The sequence below is a fragment of the Palleronia marisminoris genome, assembly GCF_900172315.1.
Taxonomy (GTDB): Bacteria; Pseudomonadota; Alphaproteobacteria; order Rhodobacterales; family Rhodobacteraceae; genus Palleronia; species Palleronia marisminoris.
Map to the genome: position 1 here is coordinate 397,079 of NZ_FWFV01000002.1, position 14,760 is coordinate 411,838.

A 14,760-nucleotide genomic window follows, 5' to 3' on the forward strand; every position below is an offset into this window, starting at 1 on the left:
TACCCGCGCTTTCCTCCTTCAAAGCTGGTCGAACCAAAGGCCCTTGAAGGCGTTGGCGATTGCAGACCCGGAGGATCGGATGGCTCCACGCCCCTACTGGAAAGGCTACCTGAAGCTCTCCCTCGTGACGTGCCCGGTATCTCTGACGCCGGCGACCAGCAGCCGTGACAAGGTGCGATTTCACACCGTCAATTCGGAGACCGGTAACCGGGTGCGCAGCCGGTACATCGACACGGAGACAGGCGATCCCGTCGAAGACGATGACGAGGTCAGGGGCTACGAGGTCGAGAAGGGCCGCCACATCATCATCGAGGACGAAGAGCTCGAGGCCGTCGGTCTGGAGAGCACCCGTACGATCAACATCGAGCAGTTCGTGCCCTCGGACAGCATCGAGTGGATCTGGTACGACACTCCATACTACCTGATGCCGGACGACGAGGTCGCCCAGGAGGCGTTCGCCGTCATCCGGAAGGCCATGGAGTCCACTGAAACCCTGGGGATCTCGCGGCTTGTTCTCGCGCGCAGGGAGCGCGCGGTCATGCTCCAGCCTCACGGGAAGGGCATCGTGCTCTGGACGCTGCGCTTCGGGGATGAAGTACGTGAACCCAAGGAGGTCTTCGGTGACATCGCCGACCGCAAGGCGGATCCTAAACTGGTGAAGATGGTGCAGGAAGTAATCGATCAGCGGTCGAAGCCATGGGATGAATCGATGGTCTGCGATCCGGTTCAAGAGAACCTCAAGAAGCTGATCGCAAGCAAGAAGAAGAAGCGCGGGGCGCCGAAGAAGGCAAAGCGGGCCGAAGAGACCGCCGAACCGGACAACGTTGTGAACATCATGGATGCACTGCGCAAGTCGATCTCGCAGGAAAAGAAGAAGTAGCGGGGATCAGCGGGCTTTGCGCTTGCTGCCGGCCAACGGCTTCGCGGCCTTCCAGAAATCTGCCCACGGGTCCGGCGTGTTCGCGATGCGGCTCAGGGAGTTGGTGACGGTGAAGAAATCCGGTCCGATCGTGCCGCTGAGCTCATCCCATTCGAGAGGCATCGACACCGCGGCGCCGGGACGGGCGCGGGTCGAGTAAGGTGCGACGGCGGTCGCTCCGCGCCCGTTGCGGAGGTAGTCGATCAGTGTCTTTCCCTTGCGTTTCGACTTGGTGATGGTGGCCACGTATTGGTCGGGGCTATCGGACGCCATCGCATCCGCGATGCCCTTGGCGAACGCCTTCACCTCCGGCCATTCCGCCTTGGGCTTCAGCGGGGCCACGACGTGCAGCCCCTTTCCTCCGGAGGTCTTCACGAAGCTCTCGAGCCCGACCTCCCGCAGGCGTTCCCGAACCTCGAGCGCTGCCTCTATCACCTCCTGCCACGACACGCCGGGGCCAGGATCGAGATCCATGTTGATGAAGTCGGGACGCTCGAGATCTGTGATCTGGGCGCCCCAGGGATGAATCTCGAGGGTCCCGCCTTGCACCATGCCAAGCAGGCCCGGGAGGCTGTCGACAGCGATGATTGGCTCGTCGTCCTTGTCCTTGGGATCGTGAGCCTTCAGGATCTCGGCAGACTGCCCGCGCCAGGCGTGCTTCTGGAAGAAGCATTGGCCGCCGACACCGTCGGGGCAGCGGACCAGGGCCAGCGGGCGGTTCACGACGAACGGCCCCATGCGCGACCACACGTCCGAGTAGTAGTCGGCCAACCCCTGCTTCGTGACACCTTCATCTTTCCAGTAGAGCCGGTCCGGGCTGGTCAGGCGAACCGCAGGGCGCGGCTTCTCGACCACGCTGTCTTCCGACTCCCGCACCACCTCCTCGGCGTTTCGGTCCTCGCGCAGCCCGCGAAAGGATGCATGCCGCACGTTCCCGCTCGCGGTCCAGGCACGGAACTCCACCTCGGCCACCAGCTCGGGTTGAACGAAGATCGCGTTTCGCGCGTCCTCGGCTGAAAGCTCCGCGGCGAAGGGGTTCTCTTTCTGCTTCATTTCGTCGAGGCGCTTGAAGAGGTCGGCGGCAACGTTCTGGGTGAAGCCGGTGCCGACTCGCCCGGCATGGACCAAATCACCATCGTCATGGTAGCCGAGGATCAGCGACCCGATCGCTCTGCGGGACGTCGATGATGGCGTGTATCCGGCGACGACGAACTCCTGCCGCTCCGAGCATTTGGACTTGATCCAGGTCTTCCCCCTGCCCGACCGGTACGGCGCGTTGCGCTCCTTCGATATCACGCCCTCGAGGCTGAGGCGGCAGGCGTGGCGGAGGACCAGATCGCCGTTCTCCTCGAAATGCTCGCTATATCTCAGCACATCCGGCGCCCCGCGAAGGAGCGCCTCCAAGGTCGCCTTCCGGTCGATCAGCGGAGCCGGTCGGAGGTCCTTGCCGTCGAGGTGCAGAATGTCGAAGGCAAAGTAGACCAGGCGATCGGTCCGGCCTTCCGAAAGGTCGGCTTGCAGTGCGGAAAAATCCGACGCACCGCTTGGCCCTTCGACGATGACTTCACCGTCGATCACCGTATCGCGCGCGTCAAGTTGACCGAGTGCCGCAGGGATCGCCTTGCCGAACCTGTCTGTCCAGTCGTACCCGCTGCGGGTGAAAAGCGTCGCCTTTCCCTCACGAACATGGGCCTGCAGGCGATAACCGTCGAACTTGATCTCATGTAGCCACTTCTCACCGGACGGCGCCGCGGATCTCAGCGTGGCGAGCGCCGGGGGGATGAAGTCGGGATACGTCGCCTCCTTCGCCTTCGCCGGCATCGGTGGCAATTCTTCCTGCGGCTGCTCGAGCTTGCCCGTCTTCGATGACCAGCCAGGGGCCTCGCCGGCCACCTCGTCGACATTGCGCCCCGTCTTCACGGACTCGGGACGTTCCTCTACGATCTGCGGGTCGCCCTCTTCACGTGCGAACTCGTCATCGCCCTTGATGAGGAGCCAGTTGTCCCTCTTCTCGCGCGCTTTCCGGGCCATGCGCGTGAGGTGCCAGCGGCCGCCCAGCTTCTCGCCCTGTATCTCGAACTCCAGATGACCTTTCTTCAGACCCGTCCGAGGATCGTTCAGTGGCTTCCACGAGCCGCGATCCCACAGGACGACGGTGCCCCCGCCATACTCGCCCTTGGGGATCGTTCCCTCGAAGTCGCCGTAGGTGAGAGGATGGTCCTCGGTCTGAACCGCAAGCCGCTTTTCCCCCGGCACGAGGCTTGGTCCCTTCGTCACAGCCCAACTCAGCAAGACCCCGTCGAGCTCGAGCCGCAGGTCGTAGTGAAGCCGGCGCGCCGCATGCTTCTGGATCAGGTAGCTGTCACCGCTCTTCGAGGCACCCACCTCGCCGCGCGGCTCTGGCGTCGCCTCGAAGTCGCGTTTCTTGTTGTAGGTCTCGAGCCCCATTCAGCCGGTCTTCCGGCGCTGCGACGCCGGTGTCTTCTTCGACCCGGAGCCAGAGGAGGCCTTCTTCTTCGACGGAGCCGAAGGCTTCGTCTTGCCCGACGCTTTCGCACTTTCGCGAAGGGCATCCATGAGACTGCTGACCTTCGTTTCCTCCGGCTTCTTCGGCGGCTTGATCTTGCGTCCCTCGATCTTCGCCTTCACGAGCTCGGCCACGGCGGTATCGTAGCGATCATCGAAGTCGCGGGGGTCGAACTTGCCGGACTTCGTCTCGATGATGTGCTTCGCCAGGTCGAGCATCTCGCCCTCGATCTTGGTGTCGGGAAGGTCGTCAAAGACTTCCGCGGCCGACCGGACCTCATAGTCGAAGTTCAACGTGTGAGCGACGAGGCCGAGCCCCTGGGCCCTCAGCATCACCGTCCGGACCCTCCGGAAGATGACCGTGCGGGCGAGCGCAGCCACCTTCTTCTTGCGCATCCCTTCGCGGACGACCGCGAACGAGTCCGAGAAGCTCTCGTCAGCGGGCGCTATGAAGTAGGGCTTGTCGAAGTAGGTGGTCTCGACTGCCGAGCAGGGAATGAACGCCTCGATCTTGAGGGTCTTGTCGCTGTCGGGAACGGCGTCGGCAATTTCATCCGGATCCAGGATGATGTATTGATCCTTGCCGGTCTCGTATCCCTTGACCTGGTGCTCTTTCTCGACAGGCTCTTCGGTTCCCTCGTCGATATACTCGCGCTGCACGCGATTGCCGGTCTCGCGGTTCAGGATATGGAAGGAGACGCGCTTCGAGGTCGTCGCGGCTGCATAAAGAGAAATCGGGAACGCAAGCTCTGCCAGCTTGATGGTTCCCTTCCATGTTGCCCTGGGTGCCATTGCACGTCTCCCAAACTGAGACTCAAACTGTCCTGCCGGATCCTTGTTCCAAAGGTGCGGTGCGCAGCCGAAGAGCCGAACCACCCAAAGCACGGGTGAAAGATCACCCGAATATCTCGCGGCAGGGACGGCGGTAAGAGGGTCGAACAGCTGCCGGGTAGCCCGCCCCCCCATCCCATCTGTTCGCTCAGGGCACGCCAGTGCCACCCGAGGCGCCGAAGCTCTGGCCGGTCACGTAGCTCGTCTCCTCGCGCGAGGCGAGCATCACGTAGATTGGCGCGATCCCTGCCGGCTGGCCGGGGCGGCCGAGGGGTGTGCTGCTGCCAAAGTTCACGACGTTCTCGGTCTTCTGCCCGGTCGTGACCTGGAGCGGCGTCCAGAACGGCCCCGGCATCACCGCGTTGACCCGGATACCGTCTCCGGCAAGCTGCTTGGCCAGCGAGCGGGTGAACGCACGGATAGCGGCTTTCGTGGCGGAGTAGTCCAGCAGGGATCTCGGGCGCTTCCTCGGCGACGACCGACGATGTGTTGATGATCGTGGCCCCCTCCGCCAGATGCGGCAAAGCTGCCTTCGTGATCCAGAACATTGCGTAGACGTTGGTCTTCATCGTCCGGTCGAACTGCTCGGTCGTGATGTCGGTGATCGACGGCTGCCATTCTGGTAGACCGCGTTGTTGACCAGGATGTCGAGGCCGCCAAGCTGATCCACTGCATCCGAGACGAACTGCTGGCAGAAGCTCTCGTCGCGGATGTCGCCCGGCAGGGCCACGGCGGTACGGCCGGCCTCCTCGATCAGGGCGATCACCTCGTCCGCGTCCGGTTGCTCTTCGGGGAGGTGATTGATCGCGACGTCCGCTCGATGGCAGAAGGTCGGGACCCGGCAGGAGCGGTACTCGGCTGGCCCTCGTTCTCCGGCCGAGCCGATGCGACGCGGAAGGGCCGGGTCGCGAACGACGTTCGATTGCACATTCCTGGCCTCGATCGCGCTGCGGAACGGTGTCAGGGCCGAATGGCTGGAGACTCCATCAAGAGGCCGGCTGCGCGCGACTTCAAGAAAAGCTCGAGGGAGAGGTAGGCCTCGGACCCTGCCCCGAATGGCTCGGCGCGAACGCCGAAGAAGCAGTTGTCGAACCGACGCGCGAGCGAGCCCATCGTCTCCCATTCGAGGCGGTACTGAGGGTATCCCGTCGGATGCGCCTCGGGGATGAGCGCAGAGCCGAGATGGCCGCCTGCCAGAGTGTCGTGGCATTGTGCACAGGACAGGTTGAGCTGCCCCATCCGTGTCGAAAACAGGGCCTCGCCTCGCTCGCGCCATCGGGCGAGCCGGGGATCGTCGTCAGGCGTGATCGGCATGCCTTTCGACTGGTGCGTGACGTACGCGGAAAGCGAGAGCAACTCGGCGCTCTCACGCTCGAACGGACCGGTGTCCTGGTGCCGGGTTCGACAGAGATTGATGCGGCCGGCGAGGTCGACGGGCCGGCTGCTCTCCTCGTCCCATGCCGGATAGCTGGCAGCGACCGCGGCCATGCTGTCCGAGGCGTCGCCGTGACATCCTTCACAGCTCTCCGCGCCGGTTCCGGGGTCTTCGCTCCAGAGCGTCTCGCCGTCGAGAAGCCAGAAGAGACCGGGATTGGCCACGGGATCGTTCTGCATTGCCTGCAGGTCTTCCGACATCTGTTCGAAGCCCGTCACCCGGTCCTGGGCGACAGCCGGCATGGCAAGCGCGAACACGAGGAGTGCGGCGCGGCTCATCCGACGGTGAGTGTCCGGGTCTCGCGGTGCTCTTCCTCCGAGTCGTCGACCCACAGGATCTCCACCTGGCCGGTCATCTCGGCCACGAGGGTGAAGGCGAAAAACGGGTTCGCCGTGACGGCCGGAAACAGCTCGGCGGCGAAGACTTCCTCACCGAGATAGAGACAGCGCAGCGAGTGAATGATGTTGCGCGGCACGAGCTTGCCGTCGGGCCCGGTCCGGAACCCCGTTTCCATCGGGTGCTGCAGGAGCACCTTGATGTCCACAATCTCGCCCGGCGCGGCGCTTTCGGGGACGTTCACGAGCGCGGACATTCAACTCTCCCGACAGGCCGGCGCGGTGACGATGACGTTCACCTGTGCCGAGTGAAAGGTGCCGTCGCTCTTGCGCGCGATGGCCGTGACGTGTTGCGAGCCGTTGAGGCGGATGCGTGTCTGTGCCTCCGCCCGGCCGGAGCGGGGCGAGAAGCGGAACCGCACCGTGTTGGGCAGCGGATTGACCTCGTTGAAGATCGCGATCTCTTCCACGAAGTCGTCATCCGTCATCGGACTCTCGGCAGATACCGAGACGGGAACCGAGTTCCCATTCTCCACGAGGGCCGGGATCTTGAGCTCCACGCCCGCCTCGACGATTGCGGCACCGCCCGTGAACCTGTCGATCTCGGCCTGCATCTCTTCGGGCGTGGCGAGCGCGGGCCGGACCCGCAGCACGAGTGGAAGGGCGAGGCTCATCACGATGGCCTGCCGGCGTGTCGGCGTCATCTCGGCTCCTCCGTCAGCGCGGCAAGGAAGGCGACGACATCCTCGACCTCTTGCGCGGAAAGAATGGTAGCGCCCTGCCACGGCTCGCCCACTCGGCTCAGGCCGGATGTGGAGTGGTAGGGCGGCATGATCGTGGCGGGGTTCGCGACGCGGCTGTCGACGATCCGCTGCCGAAGCTCGGGCACCGACAACCGTCCGCCGACGCCGGTCAGATCGGGGGCCAGATCGCCCATGAAATCCACCTCCGGAAACGGTCCCGTGTGGCAGAGGATGCAGAGCCCCCGCTCGCGCGTGGTGACGATGGCCCGCCCCTCCACCGGATCGCCTGCCTGCTCGGTCAGTGGCTCCGGCAGAGTCTGCGCCGGCGCCCCGGCCGCGCATAAACCCAGCATGATGCTAAGCGAAAGCTTCCGTCGTGATCGTTGCATACCATGACCGTGCATATTCCGCTTCCGCCGACCTGACCGCAGCCGGCGCTCCAAGTGGGCTCAGACCTCCCGCCCCTTCGACCTCGAAGAGCTTTCCGTCGGCCTCGCCATAAACTCCCGCCACCGTGAAGGCGTAGTCGGGCGCAGCAAGGCTGTAGCAGGTGTTGAGCAATTTCGGTGAGTTCGGGGCCTCCCCTCGGAGCAGCGCGTCAATCGCCACGGCAGCGACCTTTGCCTGGGCGTTCGCGGAGAAGGCCGATTTCGGCATCACGCCCGCGAAGCACGCGTCACCGATGACATGGATGCCTGCCACGAGATCGCTTTCGAACGTGACGCCCGAGACGGGGCACCATCCCGTCTCGTCGGTGACGCCGGCCGCTCGCGCGATGGTCGCGGCTTGTTGCGGCGGGATGATGTTTGCGACGGCCGCCTCGTAGCGATCGAAGTCGGTGACGACGGTCATGGTGGTCGGGTCGACCTCTGCCACCCGGCCGCCCATGGACGGGGGGATCCAGTCGATCATGCCGGGATAGAGGGTCGACCAGGCTTCCTCGAACAGCGGTTGCTTCGAGAACGCCTCCTTCGCGTCGAGAATGAGGATCTTCGATGCCGGCTTTCGGGCGGATAGGTAGTGCGCGATCAGCGACGCCCGCTCGTAGGGGCCCGGGGGACAGCGATAGGGATTGGCGGGCGGCGCGATCACCACGAGTCCGCCGTCCTCCATGTCCGCCAGTTGGGCCTGCAGGAGCGCCGTTTGAGGGCCGGCCTTCCACGCGTGCGGCATCTTCTGCGCGGCGGCCTCGGTATAGCCCGGCAGCGCGTCGAAGCGCATCTCCACCCCGGGCGAGAGCAGCAGCCGGTCGAAGGGAAGCACCTCGCCGGAGTCAAGCGTCACGGCCCCGTCGCCGACCTCGGTCGCCGCGCCCGTGACCAGGCGCACGCCCTCGGCCTCCAGGGCTGCATAGTCGAACGTGATCTCGGGCATCGAATAAAAGCCCCCGATGACCGCATTGCTGAAGGGACAGGTCACATAGGCCGGGTCCCGCTCGACAAGCGTCACATCGTGGCCGATCCGGGCGAGAAAGCGCGCGGCGGTCGCCCCACCGAAACCGCCGCCAACGACGACAACTCGCCCCCGGCTCTGCGCCGACACGGGATGTGGCAGTGTCAACGCCGCCGTCGCGCCGAGGCCCTTCAGGAGCGTGCGTCTGTCGGTGGTCATTCGTCGCCTCCTTCCGCGGCAATCCACGCTGCGATCAGCGCAATCTCAGAGGTGTCGAACCCTGCTGCCAGCCGCCCCATCACCGTCGCGTCCCGCGAGCCGTCCCGGAATTCAAGCATCGCGCTTTCGATCTCGTCCGTGGACAAACCGCGCAAGGGAATGTCCGACCCGGCCCCATGGCAGCCGGAACAGGCGAGCGCCCCGGGCGGAGCCGTCCGGGGATCGGTCCGGTCCTGAGCCGACACGCTTCCGGCGACACACAGAAGGGCGGCAGCGAAACAGGCGCGCATTGCGGATCTCCGAGCCTCGAGTTTGGTCGGGGCGGCGGGCGCCGCCCCGAAGAGCGTCACGCGAGGCGCAGCCCGCTGCGATAGAGCGGAAGCTCTCGCACTCGCTTCCCGGTGAGCCGGGCAACCGCGTTCAACACCGCAGGCGTCGCCACGAAGATCGTGGGCTCGCCGACGCCGCCCCAGAACCCGCCGGAGGGCACGAGGTGCATCTGGACGTCGGGCATCTCCCACATGGTCATGATGGGATAGGTGTCGAAATTCTGCTCCTGCACCCGCCCGTCTTCCACGGTGATCTCGCTGAGCATCGAGGCCGAGAGACCCATCGCGAAGGACCCCTCGATCTGCGCCTCGACCTGCTGCGGGTTGACGATGTGGCCCGGATCGGTCGCCGCGACGATCCGGTGGATCTTCACCGCGTCATTCTCGACCGAAACCTCGGCCGCGGCAGCGACATACGAGCCGTAGCCCATGTGCTGACAAAGCCCGTAGGCGCGACCCTCGGGCGGGCCTTCCTCCCAGCCGATCCCCTCGGCCACCTTGTTCAGCACGGCGAGATGCTTGGGATGGTCCTGCATCATCGAGCGCCGGAATTCGAGCGGGTCGCGATCCGCGGCAAGGGCCAGCTCGTCGATGAAGCTTTCGAGGTAGAACGAGTTCTGGTTGTTGTTCACCCCGCGCCAGAAGCCGGGCCGCAGGGGCGGGTTGCGCATGGCGTGGTCGATCAGCAGGTTCGGGACGGTATAGCCCAACCGCCCTTCCTCGCCCTCGGGCTGAAGCCCCTGGAACACCAGAGGATCCATCCCGTCCTCCAGCGCGTATGGCATCAGGCCCGCGAAGATCGACTGCCCCGAGATCCGCATGTGCATGCCGGTCAGGTTGCCCTCGGCGTCGAGTCCCCCCCGGAGCCTGGCCTTGGTCACCGGATGGTAGGTGCCGTGGGTCATGTCCTCTTCACGAGACCAGATGACCTTCACGGGCGTGCCCTTCATCTCCATCGCGATCTTGACCGCGAGGGTCGTGTAGTCGGTCGAGGACGCGCCCCGGCGCCCGAAGCCGCCGCCCAGATGCATCCGGTGGATATCGCATTGCGCGATCTCGAGTCCTGATGCCTCGGACGCCGCAGCCAGGTCGGATTCCGCGTTCTGGGTAGAGGTCCAGACCGTGCAGCTGTCATCCGTGACGAGCGCCATCGCGTTCATCGGCTCCATGGTGACGTGGTGCTGCCATGGGTAGGAATAGGTCGCCTCGACCACCTGAGCGGCATCCTGGAGGGCCTGCGCGGCGTCGCCCGTCTCGTTCCCGACGAACGTCTCGTCGGCATCGAGGCCATCGTTCAGCATCGCCTCGAGCTCTTCTGTCCCGAACGACGCAGCCTCTTCCGGCAGGTCCCACTCGATCTCGAGCGCCTCGACCGCCTTGTTTGCCCGCCACCAGGTATCGGCGACCACGGCAACGGTCGACTCGTCCACCTGAATTACGCGCATGACCCCGGGCATGTCTTCGACGGTCGACGCGTCGAAACTCGCGACCGTGCCGCCCTGAACCGGCGTCTGGCGGATCGCCGCGTTCACCATGCCGTCGACCGCGAAGTCGATGGAGTAGACGAGGCTGCCGTCCGTCTTCCCGGCCGTGTCCAGGCGAAGGAGCGACTGGCCCGCGATCGTCCACTCGGACGGGTCCTTCAGCGTCACGCTCTCTGGCACATCGAGCTTCGCCGCATCTTCGGCGACGTCGCCATAGGTCAGCGTTTCGCCGCCGGGGCCGGTGATCACCCCGCGCTCGACGGAAAGCTCGGCGACGTCGACATTCCAGCGGTTCGCAGCAGCCTGCATGAGCATCGCGCGTGCCGCTGCGCCGCCCTGCCGGACCATTTCCTGGCTGGTGCGGATACCCTGGCTGCCGAACGTCCCGAAGGACCCCCAGACCCTTTCACGCGCGACGTTCTCGCCTGGCGATGGATAGGACCAGCTGACGGTCTCCCAGTCGGCGTCGAGTTCCTCGGCCACGAGTTGCACGAGACCGGTGAGCGTGCCCTGCCCCATCTCGATCTTCGCCACGCGGACGATGACGGTGTTGTCCGGCTGGACAACGACCCAGGCGTTCATCTCTGGCTCGGCCAGCCCGGCAAGCTGCTGTGCACCCGCGCCAAGCGGAAAGCCGATTGCGAGGCCCCCGGTGGTCGCGGCCGCAGAGGCAAGAAAGCCCCGGCGGGACAGTGTGAATTGTTCGGTCATGATGGCTCCCCCCTCACGTCAGTTCGGAGGCGCGCTTGATACCCGCGCGGATCCGGTTGTAGGTCCCACAGCGGCAGAGATTGCCCATGCTGCTGCGGATGTCCTCGTCGGTCGGTTCGGGAATATCCCGCAGAAGTGCAGCCGCCGCCATGATCTGACCCGATTGGCAATAGCCGCACTGGGGCACGTCGAGCTCGATCCAGGCCTGCTGGATCGGGTGCGATCGGTCGGGTGACAGGCCCTCGATCGTGGTGATCTCTTCACCTTCGGCTATGTCCTGGAGCTGGATTTGACAGGACCGCGCAGGCTGTCCCTCGATCTGGACGGTGCACGCACCACACGCGGCGATCCCGCAACCGTACTTCGTGCCGGTCAAGCCGAGCTGCTCGCGCAGGACCCACAGAAGCGGGGTATCGGGCTCCGCATCCACCTCGTGGGTCGTTCCGTTGACGGTTAGTGTTGGCATTGAGCTTCCTCCCTCGCGCCGGTGCCCAAGGCGGAATGTCCGCAGGTGGACTCCAATACGTCACGCTATTCCGCCGAACCCGTCGGAAGCAAGCTTCGGTTGTACGGCGCCCCCGACTCTGGCCCGAGCGCCGCCTTCCGCGCGAAAGCCCCCGGCGCGAGCGGCATGACCGTCGCGCGGCAGCAACCAGCCGACCCTTCGCGTTTCGCCACCGAGTTGAGGCGTCGTTCGGCGCTTCGTCCTCGGGCCGGCTTTCGCCACATAGTTGACGCGAACAACTTTGAGGCGTTCAATGTTTGGGCAGATCTGCCGTCACGGCGCCACCTTTGCCGACTTCGTCTTTCCTCTGGCGCCGCCTCTTCGCAAACAGCTGTCACAGCGCATTTCTTCGAGGTTCAAGAATGACAGGAATTTCACGCAGACACTTGTTGCAGTTGATCGGCACCGCGGCCGGCAGCACTGCGATGTACCACGCCATGACCGCCATGGGGCATGCGCAGGGGTCGACCTATTCGGGGCCGATCCAGCTCGACGGGGATCCGCAGGGGGCGAAGGTCCTCGTTCTCGGCGCTGGGCTTGCGGGCCTGACGGCGGCACTCGAGCTGCGCGCGGCGGGGTACGAGGTCGAAGTCCTCGAGTTCCGCGAGAAGGCTGGCGGGCGGTGCTGGACCCTCAGGTCGGGCGATACCTATACCGAGCTTGGCGGCGACACCCAGACAGTGGACTTCGCCGAGGGCAACTACCTCAACCCCGGGCCATGGCGCATCCCGCATCACCACCATGCGGTGCTGGATTACTGCCGGCGCCTCGGGGTCCAGCTCGAACCGTTCATGCAGAAGAACTACAACAGCTACCTGCATCGCTCGGATGCCTTCGGCGGCAAGCCGCAGCGTCTCAAGGAGATCGCGACCGACCATCGAGGCCATACCTCGGAACTGCTGGCCAAGGCGGTCGATCAAGGCAAGCTCGACGACATGATCAGCGCCGACGACAAGGAGGCCTTGCTCGAAAGTCTGAAGACCGTCGGCGTGCTGAACGATAACTACGGATATGTCGAAAGCCTCGATACCAGCTACTATCGCGGATACGAGAAGGGCCCCGGTGGCGGCATGACCGCCCAGGCGATTCCGTCCACCCCGATAGACCTGTCCACGATCCTGGATTCAAAGTTGTGGACGTGGCTCGCGACGCACGAGACGCTGAACCACCAGATGACCATGTTCCAGCCGGTGGGCGGCATGGACGCGATCGCCGAAGGGTTCGCGCGCGAGGTCGGCGATCTCATAACCTACAACGCCAAGGTCACCTCGCTCCAGCAGGATGATTCCGGCGTGACCGTGACGTGGGAAGACACGGCGAATGGCGGCCAGCGCACCTCGACCGCGGACTGGTGCGTCTGCACGATCCCCTTCTCGGTCCTTGGCCAGATCGAGCACAACCTGTCGGGCGAGTTGTCCTCCGTCATCGACACGATGTTCTACAACGGCTCGGTGAAGTGGGGCCTCGAGTTCAACCGCCGCTTCTGGGAAGAGGACGAGCATATCTATGGCGGGATCAGCTATACCGACCTGCCGATCACCCAGATCAGCTATCCGTCCAACGGGTATCTCTCTCCGGGGCCGGCCGTGCTTCTGGGGGGCTATACCTGGCGCGGCGCGAACAGCTTTGAATTCAACGCGATGAGTCCCGCCGAACGCATCGAGGTCGCGCTGGAATACGGCGCGCGGATCCACCCGCAGTATCGTGACGAGTTCAAGACGGGCGTTACCGTATCGTGGCACAAGGTGCCCTGGACGCTGGGTTGCTCGGGCATCTGGCAGAACAAGGAGCGCGACTACGAGCAGGCCGTGGCGATCGATCGTCGCGTCGTGTGCGCGGGCGAGCATTTGTCCGACCTGCCCGCGTGGCAGGAGGGCGCGATCCTGTCGTCGCTCGACGCGATCTCGCGGCTTCATGATAAGGTTCTGAACGGATGAGACAGATGAAACAGTCCCTCACTACCGCCGCGGCGATCCTTCTTGCCCTCCCGGCCCTTGCCCAGGACGATTCCGGCCGCGCCGAGACCATGGCCGCGGACCGCCAGCCGACCGACCTTTTCGCCGATGACACGATAACGGGTGAAGAAGGGCACGAGGTCTATGGCGCCGTCTGCGCGGGCTGCCACATGCCCGACGGTCAGGGCGCGGTCGGAGCAGGAAATTACCCTGCCCTCGCCGGTAACCCGAACCTCGAATTCGCGTCATACCCCATCTACATCATCGTCAACGGTCAGGGGAACATGCCCCCACTGGGGCCGGTGATGTCCGACGAGCAGGTCGTCGCCGTGACCGAATACATCCAGACGAGCTTCGGCAACGATTACGAGCCCGACGCCACGATCGAGGCCGTGCAGACGGCCCGTCCCGCGGATCCCGACGCCACGACCGGAGAACACTGATGCGCACCATCCTGACGGCACTCGCCTTCGCAGCCTTCGCCCCTGCTCTTCACGCGCAATCCTCCGAGGTCACGCGCCACCCGATCCCGAACAGCGACTTCCCGATCCTGCAGGCCGTCGAGGTTCCCGCCGACGCGACGCTGGTCTACCTGAGCGGCACCGTCCCGCAGGTCGCCGACGACAGCGCCGAGGAAGGCTCGGCCGAACGCTTCGGCGATACGGCGACCCAGACTGAAACGACGCTCGCCTCAATCCAATCGAAGCTCGAAAGCCTGGATCTGGACATGGGCGACGTCATCAAGATGCAGGTCTATCTCGTCGCGCCCGAGGGCGCGGATGGCATGGATTTTGCCGGCTTCATGGACAGCTATACCCAGTATTTCGGGACGGACGAGCAGCCGAACCTGCCCACCCGTTCCGTCTTCGAAGTGGCAGGGCTGGCGAACCCGTCATGGCTTGTCGAGATCGAGGTTGTCGCGGTGCGCTAGCCCCGACGCAATGACCGGTGGGGCGACATGGGAACACAGGACGCCGGCGCTTGGAGATGAAACCGGGAGATACCTGAATCCCGAGGGCGGCGGCGGCCTTCCCGCCGCCGCATCGCCTACTGGGACAGGAGATATCCTCCGCCGAACAGTACGCTCATCGTGATCGCCAGAACCACCCAGTGCAGCAGAGTCCCGCCTGACCCCGATCCCGCCGCCTTCTGCCGCTGGCAGAAGGCGCATTCGGTCTCGAACCCCGGGATGGAAGTTCCGCAACTTGTGCAGGCTGCGTCGGCGGGCTGCTGCTTGGAGCGGTGCGCAGGCTCGGCGGATTGCGACCCCCAGGGTTCCGCGGCTATCGCCGCCGCGGGGCTGTGGGGGTGGTTGGCGGCTTGGGGCAGCGGCTCGGGCCCATGAGGAACAGTGAGGCCGCGTTCGAGGTTCGGTG

Annotated in this window: 16 protein-coding genes and 1 pseudogene; 4 read left to right on the plus strand and 13 right to left on the minus strand. The window is 64.9% G+C overall.

From position 1 onward, the window contains the following. Positions 1–43 precede the first annotated feature (43 nt). On the plus strand, positions 44–880 hold the full coding sequence (gene ku / locus PAM7066_RS05730; protein WP_246799780.1) for a non-homologous end joining protein Ku: 837 nt from the start codon (positions 44–46) through the stop codon (positions 878–880). A gap of 6 nt (positions 881–886) precedes the next feature. Here the strand turns inward: ku (PAM7066_RS05730) and ligD are convergent, their stop codons facing one another. The 13 genes and pseudogenes from ligD to PAM7066_RS05785 form a co-directional block, all read right to left on the minus strand. Continuing rightward, the gene (gene ligD, locus PAM7066_RS05735) at positions 887–3,367 is read right to left on the minus strand and encodes a DNA ligase D (RefSeq protein WP_085853174.1); all 2,481 of its coding nucleotides are present in this window, start codon (positions 3,365–3,367) and stop codon (positions 887–889) included. Then, positions 3,368–4,237: a non-homologous end joining protein Ku gene (ku, locus tag PAM7066_RS05740; RefSeq protein WP_085853175.1), complete on the minus strand. Its 870-nt coding sequence runs from the start codon at positions 4,235–4,237 to the stop codon at positions 3,368–3,370. Between the two features lie 187 nt (positions 4,238–4,424). Continuing rightward, positions 4,425–4,793, minus strand: a complete 369-nt coding sequence (locus PAM7066_RS19520) for an SDR family oxidoreductase (RefSeq protein ID WP_306456058.1) — start codon at positions 4,791–4,793, stop codon at positions 4,425–4,427. A gap of 4 nt (positions 4,794–4,797) precedes the next feature. Beyond that, positions 4,798–4,845: pseudogene (locus tag PAM7066_RS19625) on the minus strand (hypothetical protein); the annotation flags it as partial. Continuing rightward, entirely contained in the window at positions 4,842–5,204 is a 363-nt protein-coding gene (locus PAM7066_RS19525; protein ID WP_175484559.1) for an SDR family NAD(P)-dependent oxidoreductase, read from the minus strand. The pseudogene PAM7066_RS19625 and the gene PAM7066_RS19525, both read right to left, overlap by 4 nt. A 32-nt stretch (positions 5,205–5,236) precedes the next feature. Further along, positions 5,237–5,989: a sulfur oxidation c-type cytochrome SoxA gene (gene soxA / locus PAM7066_RS05750; protein WP_085853176.1), complete on the minus strand. Its 753-nt coding sequence runs from the start codon at positions 5,987–5,989 to the stop codon at positions 5,237–5,239. Continuing rightward, positions 5,986–6,303 (minus strand): thiosulfate oxidation carrier complex protein SoxZ, encoded by a 318-nt coding sequence (soxZ, locus tag PAM7066_RS05755; RefSeq protein ID WP_085853177.1) that lies wholly within the window; start codon positions 6,301–6,303, stop codon positions 5,986–5,988. Before soxZ ends, soxA begins: the two co-directional genes overlap by 4 nt. Continuing rightward, positions 6,304–6,750, minus strand: a complete 447-nt coding sequence (locus PAM7066_RS05760; RefSeq protein WP_085853178.1) for a thiosulfate oxidation carrier protein SoxY — start codon at positions 6,748–6,750, stop codon at positions 6,304–6,306. Next, complete coding sequence (gene soxX, locus PAM7066_RS05765) at positions 6,747–7,142, minus strand: sulfur oxidation c-type cytochrome SoxX (RefSeq protein ID WP_217639918.1); 396 nt, start codon at positions 7,140–7,142, stop codon at positions 6,747–6,749. Before soxX ends, PAM7066_RS05760 begins: the two co-directional genes overlap by 4 nt. A gap of 4 nt (positions 7,143–7,146) precedes the next feature. Next, positions 7,147–8,400 (minus strand): NAD(P)/FAD-dependent oxidoreductase, encoded by a 1,254-nt coding sequence (locus PAM7066_RS05770; RefSeq protein ID WP_085853180.1) that lies wholly within the window; start codon positions 8,398–8,400, stop codon positions 7,147–7,149. Beyond that, the gene (locus PAM7066_RS19530; protein WP_276326058.1) at positions 8,397–8,519 is read right to left on the minus strand and encodes a hypothetical protein; all 123 of its coding nucleotides are present in this window, start codon (positions 8,517–8,519) and stop codon (positions 8,397–8,399) included. The genes PAM7066_RS05770 and PAM7066_RS19530 overlap by 4 nt, the downstream gene beginning before the upstream one ends. A gap of 227 nt (positions 8,520–8,746) precedes the next feature. Continuing rightward, positions 8,747–10,924: a xanthine dehydrogenase family protein molybdopterin-binding subunit gene (locus tag PAM7066_RS05780; protein WP_085853182.1), complete on the minus strand. Its 2,178-nt coding sequence runs from the start codon at positions 10,922–10,924 to the stop codon at positions 8,747–8,749. Positions 10,925–10,937: 13 nt separating this feature from the next. Further along, positions 10,938–11,390: a (2Fe-2S)-binding protein gene (locus tag PAM7066_RS05785; protein ID WP_085853183.1), complete on the minus strand. Its 453-nt coding sequence runs from the start codon at positions 11,388–11,390 to the stop codon at positions 10,938–10,940. Positions 11,391–11,824: 434 nt separating this feature from the next. Between PAM7066_RS05785 and PAM7066_RS05790 the strand changes: the two genes are divergently transcribed. Genes PAM7066_RS05790 through PAM7066_RS05800 form a run of 3 tightly spaced genes read left to right on the plus strand, consistent with a single transcriptional unit; the run spans position 11,825 to position 14,315 of the window. After that, complete coding sequence (locus PAM7066_RS05790; RefSeq protein WP_370738080.1) at positions 11,825–13,366, plus strand: flavin monoamine oxidase family protein; 1,542 nt, start codon at positions 11,825–11,827, stop codon at positions 13,364–13,366. A gap of 5 nt (positions 13,367–13,371) precedes the next feature. Beyond that, positions 13,372–13,827 carry a c-type cytochrome gene (locus tag PAM7066_RS05795; RefSeq protein ID WP_217639917.1) on the plus strand — a complete coding sequence of 152 codons (456 nt, stop codon included), beginning with the start codon at positions 13,372–13,374 and terminating at the stop codon, positions 13,825–13,827. Continuing rightward, positions 13,827–14,315, plus strand: coding sequence for a RidA family protein (locus PAM7066_RS05800; protein WP_090928730.1), 489 nt, complete (start codon positions 13,827–13,829; stop codon positions 14,313–14,315). Before PAM7066_RS05795 ends, PAM7066_RS05800 begins: the two co-directional genes overlap by 1 nt. The last annotated feature ends 445 nt before the right edge of the window (positions 14,316–14,760 follow it).

Excerpts from the sequence above, each read along its gene's own strand:
- ligD (WP_085853174.1), bottom strand. The coding sequence starts at position 3,367 with ATGGGGCTCGAGACCTACAACAAGAAACGCGACTTCGAGGCGACGCCA.
- ku (WP_085853175.1), bottom strand. The coding sequence starts at position 4,237 with ATGGCACCCAGGGCAACATGGAAGGGAACCATCAAGCTGGCAGAGCTT.
- soxA (WP_085853176.1), bottom strand. The coding sequence starts at position 5,989 with ATGAGCCGCGCCGCACTCCTCGTGTTCGCGCTTGCCATGCCGGCTGTC.
- soxZ (WP_085853177.1), bottom strand. The coding sequence starts at position 6,303 with ATGTCCGCGCTCGTGAACGTCCCCGAAAGCGCCGCGCCGGGCGAGATT.
- PAM7066_RS05760 (WP_085853178.1), bottom strand. The coding sequence starts at position 6,750 with ATGACGCCGACACGCCGGCAGGCCATCGTGATGAGCCTCGCCCTTCCA.
- soxX (WP_217639918.1), bottom strand. The coding sequence starts at position 7,142 with ATGCTGGGTTTATGCGCGGCCGGGGCGCCGGCGCAGACTCTGCCGGAG.
- PAM7066_RS05770 (WP_085853180.1), bottom strand. The coding sequence starts at position 8,400 with ATGACCACCGACAGACGCACGCTCCTGAAGGGCCTCGGCGCGACGGCG.
- PAM7066_RS19530 (WP_276326058.1), bottom strand. The coding sequence starts at position 8,519 with ATGCTTGAATTCCGGGACGGCTCGCGGGACGCGACGGTGATGGGGCGG.
- PAM7066_RS05780 (WP_085853182.1), bottom strand. The coding sequence starts at position 10,924 with ATGACCGAACAATTCACACTGTCCCGCCGGGGCTTTCTTGCCTCTGCG.
- PAM7066_RS05785 (WP_085853183.1), bottom strand. The coding sequence starts at position 11,390 with ATGCCAACACTAACCGTCAACGGAACGACCCACGAGGTGGATGCGGAG.
- PAM7066_RS05795 (WP_217639917.1), top strand. The coding sequence starts at position 13,372 with ATGAAACAGTCCCTCACTACCGCCGCGGCGATCCTTCTTGCCCTCCCG.
- PAM7066_RS05800 (WP_090928730.1), top strand. The coding sequence starts at position 13,827 with ATGCGCACCATCCTGACGGCACTCGCCTTCGCAGCCTTCGCCCCTGCT.